At 32.0% G+C, this 25566-nt stretch carries 18 protein-coding genes; all 18 read right to left on the reverse strand.

From position 1 onward, the window contains the following. Window positions 1–57: 57 nt before the first annotated feature. The 18 genes from EQG68_RS06195 to EQG68_RS06280 all read right to left on the reverse strand — a co-directional run bounded on the left by EQG68_RS06195 (window position 58) and on the right by EQG68_RS06280 (window position 25077). Window positions 58–999, reverse strand: coding sequence for a glycosyltransferase family 2 protein (locus EQG68_RS06195; protein WP_129463922.1), 942 nt, complete (start codon window positions 997–999; stop codon window positions 58–60). Next, the gene (locus EQG68_RS06200) at window positions 992–1966 is read right to left on the reverse strand and encodes a glycosyltransferase family 2 protein (protein WP_129463923.1); all 975 of its coding nucleotides are present in this window, start codon (window positions 1964–1966) and stop codon (window positions 992–994) included. Before EQG68_RS06200 ends, EQG68_RS06195 begins: the two co-directional genes overlap by 8 nt. Next, a complete protein-coding gene (locus EQG68_RS06205; protein WP_129463924.1) occupies window positions 1959–2744 on the reverse strand; it encodes a CatB-related O-acetyltransferase in 786 nt (261 codons plus the stop codon). The genes EQG68_RS06200 and EQG68_RS06205 overlap by 8 nt, the downstream gene beginning before the upstream one ends. Next, complete coding sequence (locus EQG68_RS06210; protein ID WP_129463925.1) at window positions 2744–4195, reverse strand: hypothetical protein; 1452 nt, start codon at window positions 4193–4195, stop codon at window positions 2744–2746. Before EQG68_RS06210 ends, EQG68_RS06205 begins: the two co-directional genes overlap by 1 nt. After that, on the reverse strand, window positions 4188–5210 hold the full coding sequence (locus EQG68_RS06215) for a sugar phosphate nucleotidyltransferase (protein WP_129463926.1): 1023 nt from the start codon (window positions 5208–5210) through the stop codon (window positions 4188–4190). The genes EQG68_RS06210 and EQG68_RS06215 overlap by 8 nt, the downstream gene beginning before the upstream one ends. Next, entirely contained in the window at window positions 5211–6200 is a 990-nt protein-coding gene (locus EQG68_RS06220; protein ID WP_129463927.1) for an N-acetylneuraminate synthase family protein, read from the reverse strand. Then, a complete protein-coding gene (locus tag EQG68_RS06225) occupies window positions 6193–7002 on the reverse strand; it encodes a cytidylyltransferase domain-containing protein (RefSeq protein WP_129463928.1) in 810 nt (269 codons plus the stop codon). Before EQG68_RS06225 ends, EQG68_RS06220 begins: the two co-directional genes overlap by 8 nt. Beyond that, complete coding sequence (locus EQG68_RS06230) at window positions 6995–7435, reverse strand: YhcH/YjgK/YiaL family protein (RefSeq protein ID WP_129463929.1); 441 nt, start codon at window positions 7433–7435, stop codon at window positions 6995–6997. Before EQG68_RS06230 ends, EQG68_RS06225 begins: the two co-directional genes overlap by 8 nt. After that, window positions 7428–8483, reverse strand: a complete 1056-nt coding sequence (locus EQG68_RS06235) for an N-acetylneuraminate synthase family protein (RefSeq protein WP_129463930.1) — start codon at window positions 8481–8483, stop codon at window positions 7428–7430. Before EQG68_RS06235 ends, EQG68_RS06230 begins: the two co-directional genes overlap by 8 nt. Beyond that, window positions 8480–9319, reverse strand: a complete 840-nt coding sequence (locus EQG68_RS06240; protein ID WP_129463931.1) for a glycosyltransferase family protein — start codon at window positions 9317–9319, stop codon at window positions 8480–8482. Before EQG68_RS06240 ends, EQG68_RS06235 begins: the two co-directional genes overlap by 4 nt. Next, window positions 9319–9957 carry a NeuD/PglB/VioB family sugar acetyltransferase gene (locus EQG68_RS06245; protein WP_129463932.1) on the reverse strand — a complete coding sequence of 213 codons (639 nt, stop codon included), beginning with the start codon at window positions 9955–9957 and terminating at the stop codon, window positions 9319–9321. Before EQG68_RS06245 ends, EQG68_RS06240 begins: the two co-directional genes overlap by 1 nt. Window positions 9958–9959: 2 nt before the next feature. Next, window positions 9960–10961 (reverse strand): NAD-dependent 4,6-dehydratase LegB, encoded by a 1002-nt coding sequence (locus EQG68_RS06250; protein WP_129463933.1) that lies wholly within the window; start codon window positions 10959–10961, stop codon window positions 9960–9962. A 31-nt stretch (window positions 10962–10992) separates the two neighbouring features. Beyond that, complete coding sequence (locus EQG68_RS06255) at window positions 10993–12285, reverse strand: ABC transporter ATP-binding protein (protein ID WP_129463934.1); 1293 nt, start codon at window positions 12283–12285, stop codon at window positions 10993–10995. Between the two features lie 19 nt (window positions 12286–12304). Next, window positions 12305–13171 (reverse strand): ABC transporter permease, encoded by an 867-nt coding sequence (locus EQG68_RS06260; protein WP_129463935.1) that lies wholly within the window; start codon window positions 13169–13171, stop codon window positions 12305–12307. A gap of 159 nt (window positions 13172–13330) precedes the next feature. Continuing rightward, window positions 13331–18019, reverse strand: coding sequence for a GEVED domain-containing protein (locus EQG68_RS06265; protein WP_129463936.1), 4689 nt, complete (start codon window positions 18017–18019; stop codon window positions 13331–13333). Between the two features lie 213 nt (window positions 18020–18232). Then, window positions 18233–20521, reverse strand: a complete 2289-nt coding sequence (locus tag EQG68_RS06270; protein WP_129463937.1) for a fibronectin type III domain-containing protein — start codon at window positions 20519–20521, stop codon at window positions 18233–18235. Window positions 20522–20561: 40 nt separating this feature from the next. Continuing rightward, window positions 20562–22223 carry a GEVED domain-containing protein gene (locus tag EQG68_RS06275; RefSeq protein ID WP_164975399.1) on the reverse strand — a complete coding sequence of 554 codons (1662 nt, stop codon included), beginning with the start codon at window positions 22221–22223 and terminating at the stop codon, window positions 20562–20564. Window positions 22224–22266: 43 nt separating this feature from the next. Next, entirely contained in the window at window positions 22267–25077 is a 2811-nt protein-coding gene (locus EQG68_RS06280; protein WP_129463939.1) for a T9SS sorting signal type C domain-containing protein, read from the reverse strand. Window positions 25078–25566: the final 489 nt, after the last annotated feature.

Raw genomic sequence — 25566 nt, forward strand, 5'->3', positions numbered from 1 at the left:
AATCAATACGATGTAAAAATAGATTTATTTATTAAAACAAAAATAGATATATAAAATTTATTTGAAGTAAGTATAACCTTTTCCAAAAAAGTAAAAAGAAAAAACCCCAACAGTCATTTTTATTATTGAAAAAATTGAATGAGTTTGCCAAAACAGTATACAAGCTTTTTTATAATATACAAACCAATTACTTTGTTTTGCAATTAACTTGTTTCGAACAATTTTTTTATGATAATCAGCAATGTGCTTTAAATAAACTTTTTCATTAACTGGATTTTGTCCCGTTAATAATTTTAAATGCTTTAACCTTGCTTTTATAGCTGATTCGATTTGAAAATCATTGGCTTTTTCTATTTCTTTTTTAAAAGAGTTTTGATGCTGATAGTAAATTGTCAATGGTTCGTAGATTTTAATTAATCTAGCTTTTGCATAAATCATTCTTAAATTAAAATCCCATTCATCATGATGTCCGATTGTTTCATCAAATAATTCTGTTTGTTGATTTAAAAAAGATTTTTCCCATAAAATTCCACTAACAAAATAACAAACCTTATTTAAAAAATAATCTTCAATTAAATTATCCGAGTCAATAATGTTAACATCTTGTAATACACCTGTCTCTCTATCCACACGTTCCACTTGAGCCAAAACACCGTCTGTATCAGTTTTAAAAGCTTTGAAGTAGGTTTCTAAAGCATGTGGTTTTAAAAAATCATCACTATCAAAAAAATAAATGAATTCACCTTTGGATTTTTCAAATCCATAATTCCGACAAGCGTTTGGCCCTTTAATTTTATCAGAAGGTCGTTTGTAAAATTGAAATCGGTTATCTTTTTCAATAAAGTTTGAAACCACTTTTTCTGAATCATCCTCTGAACCATCATCAACAATAATACACTCAAAGTTTTGATAGGTTTGATTTTGAATACTTTCAAGCGTTTGAATAATTAAATTGGCTCGATTGTAGGTTGGAATTATAATGGAAATCAAATTACTCATTCCAATTGAATTTAAATTTCAACCATCTATCCCTTAAAAAATAGGGAGATTTCTTTAGTAAATACATTATCCATCCCATCAAAATTAATTCTATAGCTTTAATTTTGTTGTATTTTAATAGTCTAGGATAGAATTTTTTTATTATTGACAAAGTAACTTCTTTATGGTTATTTCCATTACTTGTAATTATTAATTTTATCAATTTGTCATAAAAAAAATCGAGTAATTCAGCGGATTTTATTTTTTCACTTCTTTTAAAATTTTCAAATAAAAAAAAGAACAATGACTCTTTATATCCTCTATTATATTTCGAATTTTTAGCTGATTTTGTATCTTCGTGTTGTCTATACAAAAAACCAAATTCCGGAATCACCTTGTAATCAATTGGTTTACAATCAAAAAATAATCTTGTGAAATATTCTGCCTCTTGACCACGCTTCATTAATGGGTTGAATAATTCTTTATTTTCCAAGAATCTCTTTCTGAACAAAACGGAATTAGTGATAATTTTTATTCTCCACATAGCAAAATCTATGTATAATTTATCTGTTGGATCCATCTTCAAGACAGTTCTTGAATCATCTTCAGGATTCCAATAATAACCGGAAGCAATTATAAAATGCGTTTCAGAAGTAAATGCATTTATCTTTTTTTCTAAAAAATCTTCTAACATTACATCATCACTGTCAAACCAATTGACGAATTCTCCGGCACTTAATTCAAAACCATAATTCCTGCATGAATTTGCTCCCTTGGGCAAAGAATCAGGTCTTTTATAAAATTTAATTCGGTGATCTCTTTTGCAAAATTCGTGTACAATTTTTTCTGATTCGTCTGTTGAACCGTCATCAATTACTAAGCATTCCCAATCTGTATAGGTTTGAGACAAGACACTGTTTAATGTATCACCCAATAAATGCCCTCTGTTATAAGTAGGTATTATGATAGAAACCAAACCATTAGTCATGAATAATATGATTTAAGGAAGCTTCCGTCACTTCTTGTTCAAAAAACGACTTATTTCTTTTAATCTTTTCTGTAGACCAATTCCACCATGCCAGCTCTTGAAATTGACTGACAATGTGTGGTTCAAATCGATAACCAATAATTTTTGCCGGACTACCGGCTACAATCGCATAAGCAGGAACGTCTTTATTCACTACACTATTGGCCGCAATTACCGCTCCATTTTCAATAGTAATTCCACCCAGAATAATTGAATGAGCACCAATCCAAACATCATTTTGCAAAACAATATTTCCTTTGTAAACCTTTTCATTTTCCCATTTTTCTTTAAATAAGTTTTGTCCGACAAAATAACTGGTTGGTTTTTTAAAATTGTGATTAAAGGATTGAAAGCTGACATTACGAGCAATGGAGCAAAAATTTCCAATTTCAACGCTTGCTTCTTTGTTAGAATGAACATCTAAGTTTGGTCCCCAAAGTGATGTATAATCGCCAATTTTAATTTTCCCTAAAAGTGTGGCACCCTGTATTTTATTATTTTCTCCAATTTTAATTTCACCTTTCAAGTTACTTTTTGATATTTTACTTGAAATTCCTATCTGAATTTTACCATTTACAATACTTTCTTTAATTACAATTGATTCTGATAGGTTAATTTCTCCTTTTAGAATAGAACTAACAACATAAGTGTTTTTTGGAATTTTTACATCGTGGCCAATCACGTTTATTCTATCTAAACGGGATTTAATTTTTAATAAAATTCGATTAAAATAGTTCATCACAATTCAAATAAATTTTCCTGAGAAGAAATTAAAGTAGTATTCTTAGGTAAATTATTATTTTTTTGAATGATAGTATACAATTTTTGTTCAAAATCTATGTCATCCGGATTCAAATATACAGCCTTTTGAGAAGAAATAATCGATTGAAATGAAAAAACACCAATCTCATTCAATAAAACAGTATAAACATCAAAAAATGAAGCTTCGATAATAGTTCCAGAAAAATGAGTTACATGCAAAGTTGCTTTTGAAAGTAAAAGTGGTAAAGGATCAGAAGTAGCATCATCAAGGTTAACCAAGTCTAAAACTCCTTTACTCGCTAAAAAAGATTTGATTTTGTCTATTTCGTTTAACTGTCTAGGATGCAATCGAACAAACCACTTGTAAGGATTATTTTTAATAAAACTCAGTACCGATTCAGGAAATAACTGAATAATGGTCAGTGGATTCGGTTGCAAAGAATAAAGAATATAGTTTTTATGTTTGTAATTCACTTCTTTAGCTTTCCAGTATTCTATCCATGGATTACCAATGACTTTTACGGAATAATCAGAATTTTTTTTCGACCATTCCCGAATAACATTTTCACTTCCTACATCCCAACACCAATAGTGTTTCGGAATCATATCGTAGCCGGTTTCCGGCAAAGAAATCCAATTACTGTATGCTAAATGCACATCTGATTGTGGGCCATGTTGCATTTCAATTGTGTCAATTTTTAACTGATTGGCAGCTGTAGTAAGAGCAAAAATATCTTCTAAATAATAACATAAAATCAATACTTTTTTTGGCTTAATAACTTTCAATACTTTATTAAAAAACAATACTCTGGGATAAAATTCTTTATTAGCCCATTTCAATACATTTTCTTGGGAGTAAACTTTCACAAATTTTTCAAAAAGTTTATCTTCTTTCAAATAATGGAGGAAGGAATTGTATTGATTTAATGTCACTTTTTGAGAATATGGCCTATTTTTTTTTAGAAGAAGATATCCTTTTAAGGCTTCAGAAAAGCTTAAAATTAAATCTTTATTGTGTTGCTTTTTGGAATCATATCCATACTCAAAATAGACAGATGATTTTTCTATTTCATTTCTTTCTATCAACGTGTCAAAAAATCTATTAAATCTAGCGTTTTTATAATCTACTCGATGAGCATCGGCACCTACGAAAATAAAATCCTTTTTGGGTAATGTTCGCATCCATTTAAAATAGCGATAAATCGCTCTAATTTTTCTAAATGTACTTTTTAATTGTTCAATTGCACTTTTAGATTTAATGGCTTTAGCACGAACTTCTTTTTGCTCAAGCGTGTTTATTAGATAAAAAAAAAGTTTAATTCTAAGGTAAGGCCAAAGATGAATGGTTCCTATTTTCCATTGGTTAACAGGAAAATCATCTTCGATTTTAAGAATAAAATCTTTTATATCTACTCTGTTTTTAATCATTTTTTATAGATATATAATCTTTTGGGAGACCGATATCCATCCAATCATCATTTGCTTTAAACACCTTTACTGTTAGTTTGTTTTCGATTGACTTTAAAAACAAGTTTGGCATATCGAAAAACTCATTTTTTACTAACAATGATTTGGCTTTAGTATTTAAAACGTAAATTCCCAGATTAATGTCGAAATTAGAGGTAGGCTTCTCTTTTAAAGTAATTAAGTTGTAATTACTATCATATTTAACTTCTGCATAAGGGTTTGTATAACTCATTTCTTTCGTACACATTACCGCATCTGCGTTTGAATGAACACAATAATCTAAAATAGAAGTATAATCTAAACTTGTAATGACATCTCCATTAATCACAAAAAAAGGAGACTGTATCAATGAATTATCAATTAAACTTAAAGCACCTGCTGTTCCCAGTCTTTTTTCTTCTACAATGTATTGAATAGAAACTCCAATATGACTCCCGTCTTTAAAGTATTCTTCTATCACTTCTTTTCTATAATTTACACAAAAAATAAAATTTTCAAAACCTTGATTTTTAAAGGATTCAACAATATATTCTAATATTGGCTTTCCTTTAATTTGTAGCATCGGTTTTGGAGTCTGCTTCGTTAATTCCCCTAACCTAGACCCTAAACCTCCAGCCATTATTATTACAGTATTTGGCTTTGTTTCTTTTTCAAATGAATTTAAAAGAAAAACTTCTTTTAAAATATTATGCTCATCTACTAAAGGAACATGAAATCGTTTTTTTTCCTGTAAGAAGTTTACAATTTGATTTTTAGGCGAATGAAAAGGTAATGTAAATGGAGTAATGTTTATTATTTCGGAAATTTTCTTTTTTTGGTTTAATAAAGCTTTACGAATATCTCCATCGGTAACAATTCCATACAAAGATTCGTCTTCATTAACGACAGCTAAAAAACCAACCCCATAAAAATCTAACTTCCTAATTATGTCTTCGAAAGTTTTTAGTTCGTTATATTTTACTGAATATTTACTCATTTAAATTAAATCACTTTTTTTAAAAGGAACATCCTTTTTTACGGTTATAAGTGTTTTTTTTCCTATTAATTCTGTACAATCATTGATACAATTTGTTCCGCTTGTTATCATTTTGAAATCAATATCATTTAATTTTAAAATTGCATTTTCTTCTATATCTCTATTTGCAACACAAACTAATTGTCTTTCTCTGTAAACAACTTCTTTTTCATTAAAAACATAGGCGTTTTCTTGCTCAATTAGTATGCTTTTATCAATAAAATTAATTCTGTCCAATATTGTTTGCATTTTTTTTACTCCAATAGCTGAATTAAAATCCACTCGTTCCAAACCTTCATCTAATGTAAAATGTTTTTCAAAAATTGTAGCTCCTAAAAGGCGAGCATATTCATTACTCAATACAGCATATTCATCATCAAATGAAGAATGATCAGCATAGCCAATTTTAAAATTTGGAAAGTCTTTTTTTACCCATTCAATCTTACCTAAATTAACATCTTCTAATTTACTTGGAAAAGATTGAAAACCAACCATTAAAACTTTTATTTTATGTTTGAAAAAAACAATCTTATTTTCAATTTCAGTTTTATCTCTTCCACCAATTGCTAAAATAATATCATTATCATATTCATTTATAGCAGATAATAACTTAACATCGTTAAATGAAACTGAATGTATATCTATATATTTAACAGGATATTTATCAGCTAACTTTAATGCCTCAACATTTAGTGGCATTAAAATAATATCTAAACCTAAACTTAGTGTATATTTAAATACTTCATCCCATTGTGTTAATGAAAAGCAATATGATTTTAATTGTTCAAAAGCCGAATGATAAACTGAAACAAAATCTTCTACTCGGGTTAAAACTTGAAATTTTACTCCATCAACTTTCAATTCTTTTGCGGCATTTATTATCTTTTTAAGATAATCTATATCTCCTTCATGATGGAAAGCTGTTTCGATATAAAAATACGATTTATTCATAAAGCCTTACTATTTTTGAATTTTCCTTTCTTCTTTGCATATCATTAGAGAATTGCTCAAAAGTAATTTCTTCACCATAAGGATATTTAATTTTTCCACCTGCTTGAATAGCTTTTTTTGGAAAAAATTCATTTTTAGATTCATCAATAAGCAAGGAAATTATATCAATTAACAGATTTTGCTTATCACATAAACGAGCAATATTTTTGGCTCTGATTAAATCTTCGGGTGTATCAACAGTTACACTTAAATAAGAAAAATCGTTTTCAAATGGCTTAACTATTCCGCAATTATATTGTTTTGGCTCGAATAAAAATAACATTAGGTATTCACTAATAGCAGGATCCATTTTGGCATAACAATCTTTTAAACTCTCAAATTTTATAACTTCAACGGCAGCTCCTATTGGCACATCTACAAGTCTAACATAATCTAACTTTTCTTGTAATAAAAACTCAATTTGCCTAGACACATATTCAATAGATGAAAATGGATTATCGCCAGTTATTCTTAAAACGATATCTGCCTGTTCAATTTCACCAACCTCAATCATTCTTTCAATAACTGCATCCGATGAACCTCTGTAAATTTGAACATTATTTCTTTTAGCAATGTCTTCAAAAATATCATCAACCGATTCTCTTGATGTACATATATAAACTTTATCAATTGCACTACATCCTTTAACTCTTTGAATTAAAAAGTCTATCATAGAAGTACCCTCGTTTATATCTCGAAGCACTTTTAAAGGAAGTCTTTGCGAAACTGTTCTAGCAATGATACACGCTACTACTTTAGGCATTTTTCTTTTTGATTACTAATTTAATGGCTTCTTTGTCTAACACATTACAATGAATAATTCCCGGCTTTACAATAACAAACTGATTTTCATATATTTCAACAAGGTGCTCTGTGTTTGATTTAACTAAGCAATAATCTTGATCATTTAAGTTATCTTCTAAAACTTCATAAAAATCATCACCAATATAAAATGTATCCTTTCCTGAAATTGTTAAATGAACATCCGTATTTATTTTATGAAATTCTTTGACTTCATCATTTAAATTACTAGAATTTAGTAAAATTAATTTTAAACTTTCATCATAGATAAACCATTCGCCAAAATTAATCTGATTTTGTTTAACCCGTAATATATTTTTCTTAATAAAATCTAATTCATTTTGATTAAAAAACGAATGAAGAGCTTCCATTTTATTAATACCAATTTTACTCAAAACAGTTCCAATTTAAGACTGAATCAATTTCTAAGTCTTGATTAACTTTTCTACCAATCACGTATAAAAATTCGTTAGGTGGAATGCCGGTTCCCGGTCTTTTATAAGCTAAATCTGATTCTTTAATTATATCGCCTTTCTTAAGAGCTTTTTCTAAAACAATACTTCTCCTGAATTTTGACTTCTTTTGTTCTTCTTCATCAGAAACCGTTCTAAAAACATTTCCTAAAGCTGCGGCAATTTTTTTAGAATCTTCACAAATTGTTTTCATTTCAACCGGATTAGCTGATATTTCATGATCCCAACCCGGTAAATCTTTATCTAATGTAAAATGTTTTTCTATAATACAAGCTCCCAAAGCTACCGAAGCTAAGGGAATTGAGGCTCCAAATGAATGGTCGGAAAAGCCAATTGGCAAGTCAAATGCTTGTTGCAACATGGTGATATTTCTTAAATGGATGTCTTTATCTTTTGGGGGATAAATTGAAATACAATGTAACAAAACTATGTTATTATTTCCTTCCGCTTTAACGGTATTTACAGCAGTTTCTATTTCAGATAAAGTCGACATCCCGGTAGAAATCACTAAAGGTTTCATTGTTTTAGCTGCATATTTCAAAAACGGAATATTATTGATATCCATCGATGCAATTTTAAGAAATGGCACATCTAGTTTAACCAATAAATCTACTTCTTCATTTGAAAAAGGAGACGAACAAAAATCAACTCCTTTTGTTTTACAATACTCTTTTAATTCAACATGTTGGTCATCTCGTAAATAGTATCTTTCAACCATTTCTTTAAGTGAACCAAAATGCTTCTTTGGCGAATCATCATAAGATTGATTTCTGTCGTATTCTTCTTTCGCTATCAAAGATTTAGGTGTCCACGATTGAAATTTAACGGCATCACAACCACATTCTACCGCACTGTCAATCATTTTTTTAGCTAGATCCATATCGCCGTTATGATTGGCTCCAATTTCTGCGATTATATAGGGCTCACAAAAATTGTAAACTTCCTTTTTTGGACTTAAATGTACTTTCATAATTGTATCTCTTCCCACCAAAAGGGGTTTTTAATTGTACTGTTTTGTAATGAATTTGTATAATTTATTTCAGAAATTTTATCGCTGACACTACTGTATTCTATGGCTAATTCCTGAAAATCAGCGTTTATTTTTGCTAAGCTAATATAATGATTTAATTTCACATTAAATCCTTTCTTAAAGTCTTCAAAAGTCATTTCTTTACGTCCAACAATATTGGCATTGTGTTGTCTGTAATAAACAACTGATTGAGAAGTAAATCCCACTTTCCAATGCTTCTGTAATAGAATCGAAAAAAAATACCAATCAAGAGCCACCAAATTAGAGTCAAATTTTATTTGATTTGGTAAAACCTTTTTTTTAATAGCTGTATTTCCAAGTCCTAAGAAATTATATTTTTTTATACTTTCAATTGAAATAGTTTCTTTTAATTCTGGGCGGTTTTCCCAATACAAACCTGTTAATTGAGTTTTATCACTGGAAACTAATATGAGATCGTTTGCAATTATATCCACCTTTTCTAACCATTTTGTGCAAACTTCTACTCTGTTTGAAGAAAAGTAATCATCGGTATCCCCAAAAATAAAATTTTCAAAGGATGTTTCTTTTATGTATTCAAAAAGTTGAGTTCGTGTCTCAGAAACAGAGCCTTTTACGTTAATTATTTTATAGACTAAATGTGTGTTTTTAAGATAATCAACTAAATTAAGCACACCGTCATTAAATAAAAGAAGAACAAAATCTTTATTGGTTTGTTGTTCAAGTGAACTTAAAAAATCCTTAAAATAAATTATGTTTGCGGGAAAAATCACACTACAAAAGGCTGTCTTTACCATTACTTCAATTTTTTTACCGGATTTCCTATATAAGTTCCTTTTTCTGTAATTGATTTTACAACTACAGCACCCATACCAATTACAGTTTCTTCTACAATTTCAATATTTTGCTTTAATGAAGCATTTGTACCGATTTCAACACATGCGTGTAGGTTGACATTTCCACTAAGAACAGAAGCAGGCGATAAATGGACAAAATTGCTTATATTACAATCATGGCCTACTTGAACCGCTCGATCAACTATGGTAAAATCACCTATTGTCACATCACAACTAATTACTGAATTTTGTAAAATTATAACCCCTTTTCCAACATTAGCCGTTTCATTCAAAAGTACTGTAGGATGAATAATGGTGGGGAAAAAAGTATTTTTTGATAAGCCGGATACAAGTCGCTTACGAATATTCGGATTTCCAATTGCTAAAACAATCTGAAAATCATCGCTAATGAAATCATTTTCAACCAATAACGGACAATTTAAAAAATAATTTTCACTTGTTTTTTCTTTATCAACAAAAATAACTTGATCATAGATGGAAATATTATTTGCTTTAAAAATATCTTTTAAACAATAAAATACATCTTTGGCCAATCCGCCAGTTCCGAAAACAGCAATTTTTTTATCAAAATTAAGCATTGTTAAACGTTATAAATATCGGATTTATAATGGCTTAAATTTTCTCTATTTGAAAACCACTCAATGGTTTGTATAATAGCTTGGGTAAAATTAGTTTTGGGTTCCCATCCCGTTAAATTATTAAGTTTAGTGTTGTCTCCAAAAAGTCTAAAAACTTCACTTTTTTCAGGTCTAATTCTATTTTTATCAGTAACTATTTTTGCTTTCGGATTAATTTTTTGGATTAGTAAATCTGCCACTTCCTGAATGCTGATTTCTGAATTTGTAGCAATATTTACTTCATGACCAATTAATTCGTTACAATTTGCTATTGCTTCAAAAGCTCTAACAGTATCTTTGACAAACAATAAATCTCTTGTAGGTGTAACATCACCTAATTTAATTTCTGTTTTCCCACTCAGAAGTTGTGTAATTATGGTTGGAATAAAAGCTCTAGCTGATTGACGTGGTCCAAAAGTATTAAATGGTCTAACGATGGTAACGGGCAGATTAAAACTTCTGTAAAAAGAATCAGCAATTGCATCGGCACCAATTTTAGAAGCAGAATAAGGTGATTGTGGTTGTTTTGGATGCTTTTCATCAATAGGAACATATTGAGCAGTTCCATAAACTTCAGAAGTAGAAGTGATTAATAGTCGTTCTATGTTTAAATCGCGAGCTGTCTGTAATATATTGAGTGTTCCTTTTACATTAGTATCTATATAAGAATCGGGAGAATGATAACTAAACGGAATGGCTATGAGTGCTGCCAAATGAAAAACTATCTGACAATCCTTCATGGCTTCACGAACACCATTTGGATCACGCACATCACCCATAAAAATTTCAATTCTTTGCAGATTTTCTTTGTCTAAACTATCTAGCCAACCCCAAGAATTAAATGAGTTGTAAAAACAAAATGCCTTGACTTGATAACCTTGAGTAATTAAAAATTCAACTAAGTGAGAACCAATAAATCCATCTGCTCCGGTGACTAATATTTTTTTATTTTGTAAAAAACTCATTACATCTATTTTATAATTTGAATAACTCTACTTAGAGTAGTTGAATTGATGCTTCTTGAATAAACCCTTTTGGTCGATTTAAAACTCCTGAATGCCAATAATCACCTCGAATCACTGTTAACGTGAAAGCATCTTGTAAATAATCAACAACTTGATGTGGCGTGTTAAACGATAATTTTTCACTAATCATGTATTGCATAGAATATCTTCCTTCTCTGAATTGTAATCGAGGGATTTCTACTTCAATTGTACCTTTCTCTTTTACTTCTGAAAATTTGGTCCCCAATTCATCGGTTGCAATGGTTGTGACTAATTCATCATTTTCATTTTTAAATTGAAGTACAATTGTCAATTGTTTTGGATCGATATCTTTTTGCTTTTGGTATTCAAAAATTAGTTTATAGTATTCACCACTATGCATTTCACCTACTACAACTTCATCTTTATTTTTGACAAAAATATTTAGAATAGATAATTTTTGATTTCCTTTTCGGTCAATTCTTTCACTTAATTTAATTTCGCTCTTTTTATAGGAATTCTCAAGATAATAATTAATCGCATCATCACTTGTTCCGCTAAAAGTTATTCCGCCATGCTCTAAAACAATTCCTTTTGTGCATAGACTTTTAACAGCAGCCATATTATGACTCACAAATAATACGGTTCTTCCGTCTGTTTTAGAAATGTCTTGCATTTTACCGATTGCTTTTTTTTGAAATTCAGCATCGCCAACGGCTAAAACCTCATCAACAACTAATATTTCAGGCTCTAAATGAGCAGCAACAGCAAAAGCTAAACGTACAGTCATCCCACTACTATATCTTTTTACAGGAGTATCAATATATCTTTTGCAGCCGGAAAAGTCAATTATTTCATCTAATTTTGAAGCTATCTCTTTTTTTGTCATTCCTAGAATAGCACCATTTAGAAATATATTTTCTCTACCAGTCATTTCCGGGTGAAAACCAGTACCCACTTCCAACAAACTTGCAATACGCCCTTTAGCTTTAACACTTCCAACAGTAGGTGAAGTTACTCTTGATAAAATTTTTAATAAGGTTGATTTCCCTGCACCGTTCTTGCCTATTATTCCTAAGACTTCTCCTTGTTGAACTTCAAAATTTATATCTTTTAAAGCCCATACATATTGGTTGTTTGACATTGAGCTTCTATCGTTAACCTCTCCGACTTTTAAGTAGGGATCTTCTTTACCTCTAACAGTATGCCACCATCTATTTAAGTCATGACTCAATGTTCCGGTTCCTATTTTTCCTAGTCGGTATTGTTTTGAAAGATTCTCAACTTTTAATATAATATCACTCATTTAAATTTATTCTCAAAAATTAAATTACATCAATAAAACTCTTCTCTGTTCTATTAAAAAAAAGTACACCTAAAAAAAGAACAACAATCCCAAAAAACAAAGAATATAGTAAATAACTCAAATTAATCGACCCTGAACCTAAAAATGCATATTTAAAAAAATCTAAAATGCCTGTTAAAGGGTTTAAATAAACTAAAATATGGTATTTCGGATTGATTTTTTCTAAAACCAATGAAGTAGGATAGACAATTGGAGTGATATACATAAAAAGCGAGATACCAAAAGTAATCACAAAATTAAGATCTCGATATTTTACAGTTAAAGAAGAAATTATCATCCCAACACCCATGGCTAGCATAGCGGTAATTATTAACAAAACCGGTGTTATTAAAATTAATAATGAAGGCGATATGTCATAGCCTTTATTTATATAATAGATTAGAACTATTATAAAAAAAGAAAATTGTATGCTAAATTTTACGAGATTCGAAAAAACAACTTTTATTGGCATTATTACCCTAGGAAAATAAACTTTTCCAAAAATATTTTGATTTGCTGTAAACGTTTCAGAAACTGCTTTTAAACAATCTGAAAAATAGAACCACAAAATATTACCCGCAAGTACAAACAAAAAATAAGGTACACCATCAGAAGGAATATTAGCTATTTTACTAAAAATTATAAACTGTATTACAGAAGTTAATAAAGGTTGAATAATAAACCAAATAGGCCCTAAAACAGTTTGTTTATAAAAAGTAACAATATCTCTTTTAACAAACAACATCAATAAATCTCGATAATGCCACAACTCTTTAAAATTAATTTCTAAAGCTGATTTTTTCGGAGAAATTTCAAATAACCAATCTTCATTTTTTGTTTTATTCATCTTCAAAAAAAATTTTTTCAAATGTATTATTTTTTTGTGAGTTTATTTGTTGAAAATTACTTTGTTTGTTTACAAATGGTCTAATTCACGACTTTAAATAAAAGAACCTCCGATTACTCGGAGGTTTAATATGGTTAACTCGTTGCTTAGCAACTCAGCTTATTGTTTCACCACTCGTACGGCTCTCGTTTCTTCTCCTTGTGTTACAATCACATTGTAAACTCCGGAAGGATATTGATTACCGAATTGGTAGTTGGTAACGTCTTGAGCTTTTACCTCTCTCACTTCTAAAAGTCTTCCTGCCATATCATACACGGTCAAGCTTACAGCTTCAGTGTTGGATGTTCTCACATCAACGGTAAAGCTTGTTGCAAATGGGTTTGGATAAGCTACTGCTTTAAAGCCTGTTTCGTTAGTTGATTCCTCTGGTCGGATAAGTATGATTTCTCCACCAGGAGTAATGATACTACACGATTTTCCATAAGGTCCCCAAACGCCGTTTAAGCGAATTGCAACGCGTACGGTATACATCTCTCCCGGTACTAAACCTGTGAAATTATTCAACGTAACTGTTCTTGTGGCTCTGTCTACCGTTTGGCTGTATGGTAGGTTGATGTTCTCCAATAAGAATCGGTATTGTTCAACACCAGGGTAAGATTCTGCAAATAATGTTTCTGTGTTAGAACTTACTAAGTACTCATCACATTGTGCATCTTCCAAGCCAACAGTTGGGAACATAGGCGTAGTAATGTTACAAACAGCACCATATGATAAATACGTTCCGTCTGTATTTCTAACTGCTACTTCCACATTGTACGTGGTATTGAATTCTACAGTAGCCAAATTAGTCATTCTAAAATCTCTAATCGGACGGTCAATGGTTTGTACATCGATTGGATTCAACGTATTCGTTACTCTGAATCGGTAACCCGTTGCAAAAGGTACAATATCAGCAAAAATTGAATTGTTCAAGTTACTGATAGCGGTATTACACTGAGAAGCTTGAATTTGCGTAGTGGTATCCGGTGTAGAAACAGTACATGGTGTGCCGTAGAACGGTTGCCATACATTATTGATTCTCACAGAAACTTCAACCGAATATTCGGTTGCAAAAGCATAGCTTGTTAATTGTGTAAATCGGAAAACACGTAAAGCTCTGTCAATGGTTTGTACTTCATTGGTTGATAAATTGGTTACTCTAAAACGGTATCCTTGTGCTCCCGCTACCAAGTTGGCATAAACATAACTGTCAATGGTTGGTAATGTTATTCCACACTGTGCCGGTTGAACAACCGATACTATTGGCGTACAACCATTATCGATGATGCCATCACAATCGTTGTCTAATCCATCGTAGCAGATTTCTGCTGCTCCTGGGTTAATAGAGGCGTTGGTGTCGTCGCAGTCGCCGCCAACTGAAACATATAAACCTGGGAAAGGATTTTCAACAGCTACAACAACATTGTTATCATCTCCATAAGTATCATTGTCTGCATCTAGATACCAAGGAATACTAACAAGTAATGAGTAATCTTCAACTTGACCATAACTTGTACCAACACAAGGATTGTCAATATTGGTGGTACCAAATATTTTTTTAACTCTCATTCGAGTTGTACCAGGTAAAGCATTTGAGGGTACTTCAATATTTGAAACTGCTTGAAGAGCATCTAACCCGGTTGAATTTTGAACTGTTCCCGCATTAAATGTTTCGTTTTCATCATTGAAATCACCGTCTTGATTCCAGTCAATAAACACTCTAAAATTATTTAAAAAATTTCCATCTGTATTACCTTTTAGAGTCATTGTATATGACTCCCCTGCAGTAACATTTCCAGATATTGAAATAAAGTTTTGTAAAGCAGGAGTGCCATTTAATGTTGCACTACTTTGATTATCAATACCTGCAAAATTAACAGAAGTAATTGGTTCTACATTTGAAGAGAAGGTAATTGCAGAACAATAGGGTGCAAACGGATCAGCTTGAGTTGTAAAACTCCATTCAGCACATCCTATCGCATCACCTCCACCAATAGCAGATGTCGGTACAATTTGCCAATAATATGTTGTAGAATAAGCCGGTGCAGATGCATTAAATGTTAAATTAGCAGTAGTACCAATTTGGGTTAAACTTCCGGAAGTAGTACCAAAGAAAACTTTATATTCTGTTGGTGCTGGACCAGAAGTAGGAGCTGTCCATGACAAAGCAATAGTTCCGATTGTAACGTCTGTAGCAGCATTTGCAGGTACTCCAATTCCAGCACATTGAGTTGGATTTGGATTAACTGTTAACTCACCACTATTACTATCTGAACCATTCCATTGATTAAATGGGAATCCACCATAAACAAATGGTCCTCCATTTAATCTGAAACGTGAAGCATAACGATAAGTACCTGCTGCAAGGGTAGAACCAATAGTCGCTTGGTATTCGTCATTATTACCAATGGCACCTGCATTGTGTGTTGCAGGAATCCATGTTGTCCATGTATTTGGGTTTGAAGAGGCGTCTGCTCCTTCCGGACTAATACCAATCCAAGCCTCAATACCTGCAGCTTGTCCTGAAATACCCGGTTCTACATCTGTTAAGCCGGGTTCATATACCTGAGCATATACTATAGTTGATTCACCCGCTAAAATGGTTGCACTTCCGGGGAATTGGAGATTTACGTAATTAGGTGTATCTGTTGGCAATGGATTTACTTGAACTGTAAAATCTAAGGTTACACCAAAAGTACCACTATAACAAGGATTTGGAATAGCTTGACCTGAATCAGCTGTACCAATTCTCATTCTATGAGCACCTAAATCAGCAGTCATGGACAAAGTAAATGTTGCGTCTAAAGTGGTAGGATTGGTCGCTAAAGATGTTCCTGAATAAACTAATTCTCCTGAATCATCAAATGAGCCATTGTCATTAAAATCTATCCAAATGTTTGTACCATAAGTAAATCCGGTAGCAAAAGTAATTTGTGTATTTAATTCTGCACCTTGATTAATGGAAACTGTTGTTGCCGTATTATCTTGATATGTTACGTCTGGGATGGCTAAAGTAGTAGATCCTAATACTACTTGTGTAATTCCTGAGTTATCATTACTAGTCGGTACAGATGTACAATATTGTAATTGAGCACCTGTTGTGAAAGATTGTTCAACACAACCAATTGCATCACCGTTATCATTTTTAGGAACTATTTTCCAGTAATAAGTTGTATTGGCAGCCATTACTGCTGGTGTATAGTTTAAAGTAGTAACATTTGCCACTAATCCGGGATTAGTAGAAGTTCCAAAATAAACATCATAACTTGTTGGACCACCGGTAGCGGCAGACCAAGATAAGGATGAATTTCTAATAACATCTATTGCCAAATCAGCAGGAACAAGAGCAGAAGCACAACTTGGTGGTAAAACAGCAGGAGTCACTATGTTCACAATATAATCTTCGGTTTCACCCCAAGTACTTGAAGAAGCTCCACAAGCTTGTGCTGTTGTTAAGGCAGTATCATTACCCCCTCTAACTCTCATTCTGGTTTGACCAAGAACTGCATCGGATGGAATACTGATTGCAATTGAAGCCGTACCGCTAGCACCGGCATTCCCAGGTGCTAAAAACCCTTCTGTGGCTTCAAACACTCCATTTTGGTTAAAATCAATCCAAACAGCTGAAAATTGAGAACCATCGGCACCCATTGTAACTGAAACAGTAAAGTTACCACTTTGGTTTAAATCAGGAACCGTTACAGCATTAAAGAAAGTGTAGTATGGAGAAGCCGCACAACCCGAGGTGTTGCTTAACGTTTCTAAAGCAACATTCGTTATCGCATCAGCACCTGCACTTCCACATCCACTTGAATAGGTTGGAGCACAATAGGCTAAATCAGTTCCTGTTGTAAATGATTGTTCAACACAACCAATTGCAGCTCCATTAGCATTTTTTGGAACAATTTTCCAAAAATACTGCGTATTAGCAGCTAAAAGAGTTGGTGGTGTATAAGATGTCCCTGCTTGATTTCCAACAAGTGGTGCTCCGGCTGAAGTTCCGAAATATACATCATATGAAGTTGGGCCTCCACCTCCATCTGCCCAAGTTAATGTTGGATTTTTTGCAACATCTATTGCACCATCTGCTGGAATTTGCGAAATAGCACAATTTGGCGGTGTTAAGGACTGAAAAACAACTTGCATTTGAGCTAAAGTACTAGTACGACTAGTTGAAGTTGGAGGACTTGAAGGATCAGGATTGGTACTATCAGACCTATAATAAATACCAGTATTTGTTCCACTTGAAAACGATCTAAATGCTGCAGAACAAGAAAATCCAGTTGTATTTTCATCAACTGCAATAATCAAATTATCAGTCCCATTGTATGAAAAAGGTGTTGTAAAAACTACATCAAACCAATTCCCCGCTACTGCAACAATATTACCTGTAAAAACTTGTGTTAAATTAGCAATTGGTTCCCAATCGGTACTCGAACTAAATGTAGTTTTTGAAGTATGCCCTACATAGACTGTCCAGTTATTCCAAGTTGAGAGTGTTGTTCCTCCACTACTGTAATAAAATCTGATTTTTTCAATGTTACCCGCTTGTGTTAATTGAGCAGCAGTGTAAATTTGTTGAGAATAGGTAAAACCATAACAGGAAACAATCGGTAAATTTGTATTAGTTCCCGTTCCAGAACCAATTGATACGGTTTGTGCAAATGAAATATTTGCAAAAAGTATAATTACTGATGCTGTTATTAAATTACACCATCGAAAAAAGTCGAATGATTTCCCATCATCATTTTCTTCACCTTTGAATAGCGACCCCAATCGCGTGTTCAAAAAATTGTAGTTTGAATTCATAATTAGTTAATAAAATTAAATTAATACATAAAGTTAAGGTGATTCTTAAAATAACCGTTAACAATATGTTATCAAATCGATTAAAATCTTAAATCATCGATGAAATACACGTAAAAAATGATGTTCTCAAAAATAAATTAAATAAAATGATAAAAAATAAAAAAACTCCTCAAAAAATTGAGGAGTTGATATAAATAATTAATCATTTTCTTCTTAATAAATCCGTTTTTTAATAATAACATTGTTATTATAATCTTGTATTTGAAAAATTAAAATTTGATTATTTTTATTTAAAGAATTTATTGAAAATTCAGTAGCGTTTATATCATTTTCAAAAAACAGAATTCTACCCTGAATGTCAACTACTTTTAATGTTTTTATTTCTTGGTCACCTGCATTTATTTTAATCTGATTGTCTTGTTCAAAAATTGCAATAGCATTTGTATTTAATGGTTGTTCAATACTCATTACTTCATCAGTAAAACGCAAGATAAATCGGTTGTTAAACGCTCCAGCCTCAGAACTGAAAACATATGCTGATTCACTAAGATTATGAATTGTAGCAGTAAAAGTATCTTCCAAGTAAACAAGTTGACCTTCTGCAAAAAAACCATCCATGTTTTCTATTGCAATGCTGTATTCACCACCACTAACTATCTTCAAACCAAGTGGAAAGAAATCATCCATTGAAAAGGGTAATGCTTTTGCTTGAATAGTAAATTCCTCATTATTTAATAAAGAAGTTAAAGCCACTGGAGAATCATTTATATACTTTCCATCTAAACGGTCTAGCCCATTTGAAGCTTCGGCTGCATAACCCAATAATAATTTACTATACAAACCATTTTCATTAGTTAAGTTTAACCACAAACGGTGTTTATCCATTTGATTTTGTGTAGAGTATCTAAAAAATTGATTTTCAAATTCGTCAGGCACTTTCATTTCGCTATTAAATACTAATTCAGTGTTCAATGCTTTTACTAAAAACCCTTGTCCAACTTGAATAAAGCCATTTGGATCCTCGCTTGTTGATGAACCGACACCACCAAATTCAGTATATGTTGCATAAAAAGAACCCAAAGGCCCTGAACCCGATATATCGTTTAACCTTCTCCAAAAATAAATAGTGCCGTCAATATTTGCAGCATTTTGCTGTAGCAAAACATCAGCACTAATAACTGTCGGATAAGGATTTCCAACTAAATTAAATCCTTGACCACTTGTTTCTAAGGCAACATTTACTTCACCATTCGTTGGAACTCCTGTAAAAGTACCTGTCCAACGTTGCGGATCATTCGTACCATTATTTGCTACATGATTATTTGGAGATCGAATAAAATAACCATTTCCAGGTTCAAAAGTTGAAGTCAAAGGATCAATTGGAGAATAAATATCATCTGAAGAATTATATTCATAAAAGCGCGAATCTACCGTTTGAGGAGAGAACTGTTTCAATGTTTGAGTTCCAATCACCGGCGATGACCACATTGTATAATCCAAACGAAAAATTTCGGAACTATTTCGTATTACAGTAATTTCTCCAAAGTTTGGTGAAGCAGCATCATTAAGTTGAAACAAATTAGCATTATTTTGAACAACAAATGAACTGGCATTACTATTGTTAATGATGTTTTCATAAACAATAAGACTGTTCCCAGAAGCTATGGTGTAAGAGTAGCCTTCATTTAGTGTAATACTTTTTACTTCAAACATTGTAGAATTATTCTCATCAGAAACAAAGTCATCATCTAAAATAACATCATGATCAGCGGTTGGCAAAATATCATTTAACCAGGCACCTTCTGTCCAAACAGCTACGAATGTTGGCTCATTAAAAGTAGTTATCATAATCACATTTGAATTATCACTGGTTACGGGACCACTTCCACTTAATCCTTCAGCACGCAAACGATAATAGTAGTCTGTTGAAGGATTTAATCCACTTACTAATCTACTTGTTGAACCACCGGAAACAAATAAGTTATCATAACCCGCCAACATGGTTGAAAAGTCACTAAATTCACTAACGTCTAAACGATATCCGGTGGCTCCCGGAACTGCAATCCAACGAGCAGAAAAGAATGTATCAGACAATCCAGCAGGAGCTCCTGCAACTGGAGAGGATAAGGTGCTTGTGGTAAAAGTAACCGCTGATGTCCAATCACTAAATAGTGGTTCAGAAGAACATTGAAAACGCATATAAACGAAATAAGTTGTATCTGATATTAAACCAGAAAGTGGAGAAGTAAAAACACCGTCACCAACGGAGCCACTATCTACCAGACCAGATACACCACTACCCGGTAAACCGGATAATCGAACTTCAAAACTATAAGCTATTCCGGGTGCTGAAGTTGATTCAGACCAACTTAAAACAGCAGAAACAGAAGTAATATCTGTTACATTAATTCCAGTTGGCTGATTACATTGAGCATAATTAGTCGTTGCTATAATTAAACTCAAAATTAAAAAATGTATTTTAGTAGTAAATTTAAACTTCATAATTGATTAATTTAGGTATAGATTAGTAGGGTGATTTTTTTTAATATAGAATTTTATTCGCAATCTGTTCTCCATTAGATAAACTAACTTTAACAATAAATAATTGATTTGATTTTTTCACTTCAGAAATAGTAACTTCTAATAAGTCCGATAGCTTTTTACTAACAATCAAACGACCACTTATATCAAATAAATCGATTTGTTGTATACCCGTTTCTGAAATTTTGAAATGGATACCTTCATCATTAGCAGCAATCAGAATATTATTTTTAGAATTATTAAATTCTACAATACTTAAGTTTTCAGTAATAATAACTGTATAATCTTCTGCTTCACCATTTTCGATAGAATCACAAGGAGTTAGCTCTTCCGTTGTATTAGATTGATTTGTTCTAACACGCATGATCGTATTTCCTAAAGCTGCATTACTTGGCACAAGAATATTGGCAATAATACCGGAATTCACATTACTTCCTCCTGTAACAAAACCTAATTCAATTGATTCACTAATTTCAAAATCTCCGTTTTGGTTCCAATCAATCCAAGCTTTAGTTTGATTTGTTCCTCCTGAAGTATTTACGTTTACAGATAATGGAACAATAGATTCTCTTTCTAACTCAGTTTGAATGGATGTAAAATTTGAATAGGAAGGTGTACTAAACGATGCATTATCAATTTCACCAAAAGCAACGTTTGTAATTCCAATTTCATTTGAATTGACTACTAAAGAAGTACAATAACAACCTTCACCACCAACTAACAATGGAAAATCAAATATTGTTGAAGAAGCTATGTCACAAGTAGTTGCACGACGATAATAAGTTGCTATTGATTGAGAAGTTACTAAAAAAGCATCTGTAGCATCAGGAATATCTGTCCAAGGTCCATTATCATTTGGAGAAGACTGCCATTGATAGGAAAGACCAGACTCAATAGAACCGTTTTGTACCGAAAGGGTAAATAAATCTCCAGAGCAATAGGGTCCTTGTGTTACAACAGTTTGACCTCCAGTTGGAGTAGTTTCACAAGGATTCGTTAGAGTAAATTGCATGTTTGGTCTTCTTCTGGCAAATAGATCCTGTAAAAGATTCTCATTATTTAAATTACATCCGGTTAATTCGGAATTGTTAGTATAATTTGCAGCGGCAACAATTTCTCCCATTGGAAAATTCTTCCCTTGTATTGCAAAACTAGTTCCAAAATCTGTATTACTTCTACAAATTTCTACAATAATATTTCTAAAACCATCCCAAGCAAAAGGTGTATCTAACTCAAATGTATACCATCCTAATTCAGTTATATTTTCAATTGAAGACTCATAATAAATCGGTAAATTATCAACAAGATTAGGTCCCATTTCAAATGAAGTAGTCATCCCCATCTTTATTTTAATATTCTCAGGCTTTAAGCTAGCTGGCAATCCTAGTTCTGTAATATTAATCGCTAAGGAAATTACATTACCGGAAATATTAAATCCGGCATTATACAATTCTTCTGCATAATAAATATATTGAGATCTGTTGTTACGGTTTATAGTTGCAAAAGGAGATACCCCAAGAGTGTTATAAGATTCTTCGCCATCTCCTAAAGTGAATGTCTCTTGAGCTCTCAAATCACAAAAATGAAATAGTGTAATTAATAGTACACACTTGAATAAGAATGTATTTTTTATAATTCTATCGCTTTGTGCAAGTTGATTCATGATTTTGTTATCTTTAAACATAATTAAATTAAAATCGTTTTTTTTAGAATATAAGTTTTTGTGTTGTTTTTTCTTCATCAGTCGTTATGGTTTGAATAAATAACACCTGATTGATTTTTGCAACATCTGAAATTGTTAATTCTGTTGTGTTTAATTCATTTTGATCAAATAGTACTCTTCCTGCACTGTCAAAAACTGTTACAGAGTGTATTTGAACCTCTTTAGACTTTATCAAAATGGTATTGTCTTTCGAATAACAAAGTACATTATTAGTAGTTTTAATTATTGGATTTAAACTTAATGTTTCATTTGTAAATCGAAGTTCAAATCGATCATCAACTGTACCAATTTCAGTGGTAAAGAGATAAATCTCTTCTTTAATATTGTGAAATGTATTGGTGTATTTATCAAATAAATAAACTGTTTGGTTCTCAAAAAACTCATCGAATTGATATAATTTTAATATAAACTCACCCGATAAAGTAGTTGTATAGCCTAATGGAATGACATCATTTTCATTAAAAGGCAAAGCTTTTCCTTGAATTGCTAATTTAGTTTCACCTACTAAACTATATAATCTAACGTTTCCTGAAGGTCTAATTTTTGAATCATAACCCCAATCTACATCATTTGTTGCTCCTTCAATGTAACCAACCATCGATTGATGAAATTTTCCATTTTGATGAATCACTTCTAACCACAATCGATTTTTTTCTACCTCACTTGAGCTACTAATACTATTTCTAAAAAATTGAGTGTTATCATAGCCTGATTCAATTTTTCTCATTTCATTGTTAAAAATCACATTTCCGGATGAGGCCCCACCTTCGATCATAAAACTCTGACCAGCCCCAATAAAACGCCCGGGTGAATTATTATTGAAACCGGAATTATCCGCAGGAAAACCTATTGAGCCTGATAAATTATAGGTTGCATAGTCATCTGAAGAGTAATTCAAAGCTTGTGGAGAAAATCCAGGATAGGACGGTATAGCACTTGGAAGAGAATTATGTGTCCAAAATCGAATTGTACCATCTAAAACAGCACTATTCGCCAATAAGAACTTATTTGCATCAATAGCAGCCGGATATGGATTTCCGATTAAATTCCAATTACCAGCCCCGCCTTGGGCAGGAATGGAAATGAGTCCATTATTAGGCACCCCTTCAAAAGAGCCTTCAAAAACAATTCCATTACCAGATGAAGGATAACCATTAGGTGCACGAATTATATAGCCTTTACCTGCTAACATTGGACTATTTGCAACACCACCAACCCAACTTTGTGGATTAGAACCTGTTGTTAGATGATTCCAATGATAAACTCTATTTGTAGGAGTTCCCGGTGAAAATTGAAAGGGAGTCATACCAGCAACAGGAGAGGACCAATAGGTGTAATCCAGCATTCGAACCGGTTGAGAATCTCTTTTGTATACAATTTTACCTTCATTAATAACATTATCATTTTCCTGAATTAAGCTAGCATTATTATCAAAAATTACGGTAGCGTCTTCGTGGACAAATAATTTATCTTTAATTGAAACAATATCTCCACTTCCTACAGTAAAAGTGCCCGACAAAACTTTTAAGCTACAAGCTTCAAGAATCCCACTCCCGTCAACAGAAGAATTGTAATCACCTTGAATTCTTACTGGTAAAGAGGGTAATGGATTTGTTCCAAAACTCCAAAATGTACCATCCCAAGTATTAACACCCTCAACTTTTACAGGAAAGGAAGACCTGGTTCCTACCAATGGGTCAAAATCACAACCTACATCTCTTTTATACCACATATCAACCTCAGCTCTATCTACTGTAATTGTGGCATTTGTTTTACCTGGAAGAGGTAAATAATTATCGTCATCTGCATAAGAATAGTACCATTGATAGTTCAATCCTGTAGATTTTTCACCATTAATGACACGTATCGTAACTGCTTCATCTTTACAAAAATTATCAGCTTCAATTATTGCCTCACCACTTGCAGGAGCACCTGCACATTGAAAAGTAAAACGTATATTTGGACGATATTTTCTATACGAGTTATTTAAAGCTGCTGATGTATTGTAACTACTTCCTGACAACTCCATATCACAACCTAAGGTATAATTTGAACCAGTTCCGTTGTTATTATTACTATATAAACTTCTTGTTAAGGTAAAATTAGAACTACCCGGAGGTGTTGTATGCCTTATTCCCGTAAATTGATATCTCCCGGAACTAAACGCTGGAGAGGAGCCAATTTTGGGATCTGCTTTACAAATTTCAACGACAATACTATTAACACCATCCCAAACAAAGGGAGTATCTAATTCAAGTTCTACCCACCCTGTATCGCTAATGATAAGGTTGAATGAATTTTTCACTAATTGAAGTGGTTCAGCCATAGGATCTGTTGAACCTGACCAAGTGCAATAGCCTGGTGGTGGCATTTTTATTCCCCATACTTCTGTACCATCATATCCATCGTAGGTGGCAATCGTATGCCCCATACTGATTTTGATATTTTCCATTTGATAGCTCTTTAAACTTTCAAGGGAAAATCCGGACACATGAAAAGCCAACGAAGAAATTGTTGTATATCCAGACATGTTAGCTAAAGAAAGTCCCGTTTCGGCAGCTTCGTATAAAAACTGCACACGTGTGTCCTTTTTATTAGGTAAAAAAGGAGATGGATACATGTTTAAAATTGAAGATCCAATTACTTGATCAGTAGCACCGATTCCGTCAAGCTCAAATTGACCATCTTGACTTAGAGCATTATTTGTTGAAAAAACAATAAAATAAAGTACAAAAATTGCCTTAATTGAAAAACAAAACTTTTCTAGATCACATTGTCTATTTATCCTTTTCATAGTATTTGGGGGCCTATATTAAAATTAAAAAAACATGCTTTTTATAATTTGTAAAAATTAATTTTCAGAAATCTTCTTGATAGAAAATCTATAAAAACAATTCATTCGAATTTGTATGATTAATACATTTATTAACTTTTAATAAAAAATGTAAGTTTATTTAACATTTTTAAATATATTTTTGCTAATAAATTCTTAATAAAAACAGAATAAAAAGAAAATACTATTTTTTAATTCTATTTTAAATAATTGAATATTAACAACATACAATTCACTTCAATACAATTTGTTGGAATTTTTAATTTTTTGTCAAAATTACACTACTCCTATTCCGCATTAAATAATTAACGGTAATAAGCTTAAATAATCGATGAAATGCATCTATGTAGTATTAAATCGACGATTTATGCTTTTAAAAGAAAAACATTAATAATAATATTTTCACAACAAAATTAATTGATGAAATGAATACAGAAATCCCTATCAATA

The organism is Flavobacterium piscinae (genome assembly GCF_004122145.1).
In the GTDB taxonomy this organism is placed as follows: domain Bacteria; phylum Bacteroidota; class Bacteroidia; order Flavobacteriales; family Flavobacteriaceae; genus Flavobacterium; species Flavobacterium piscinae.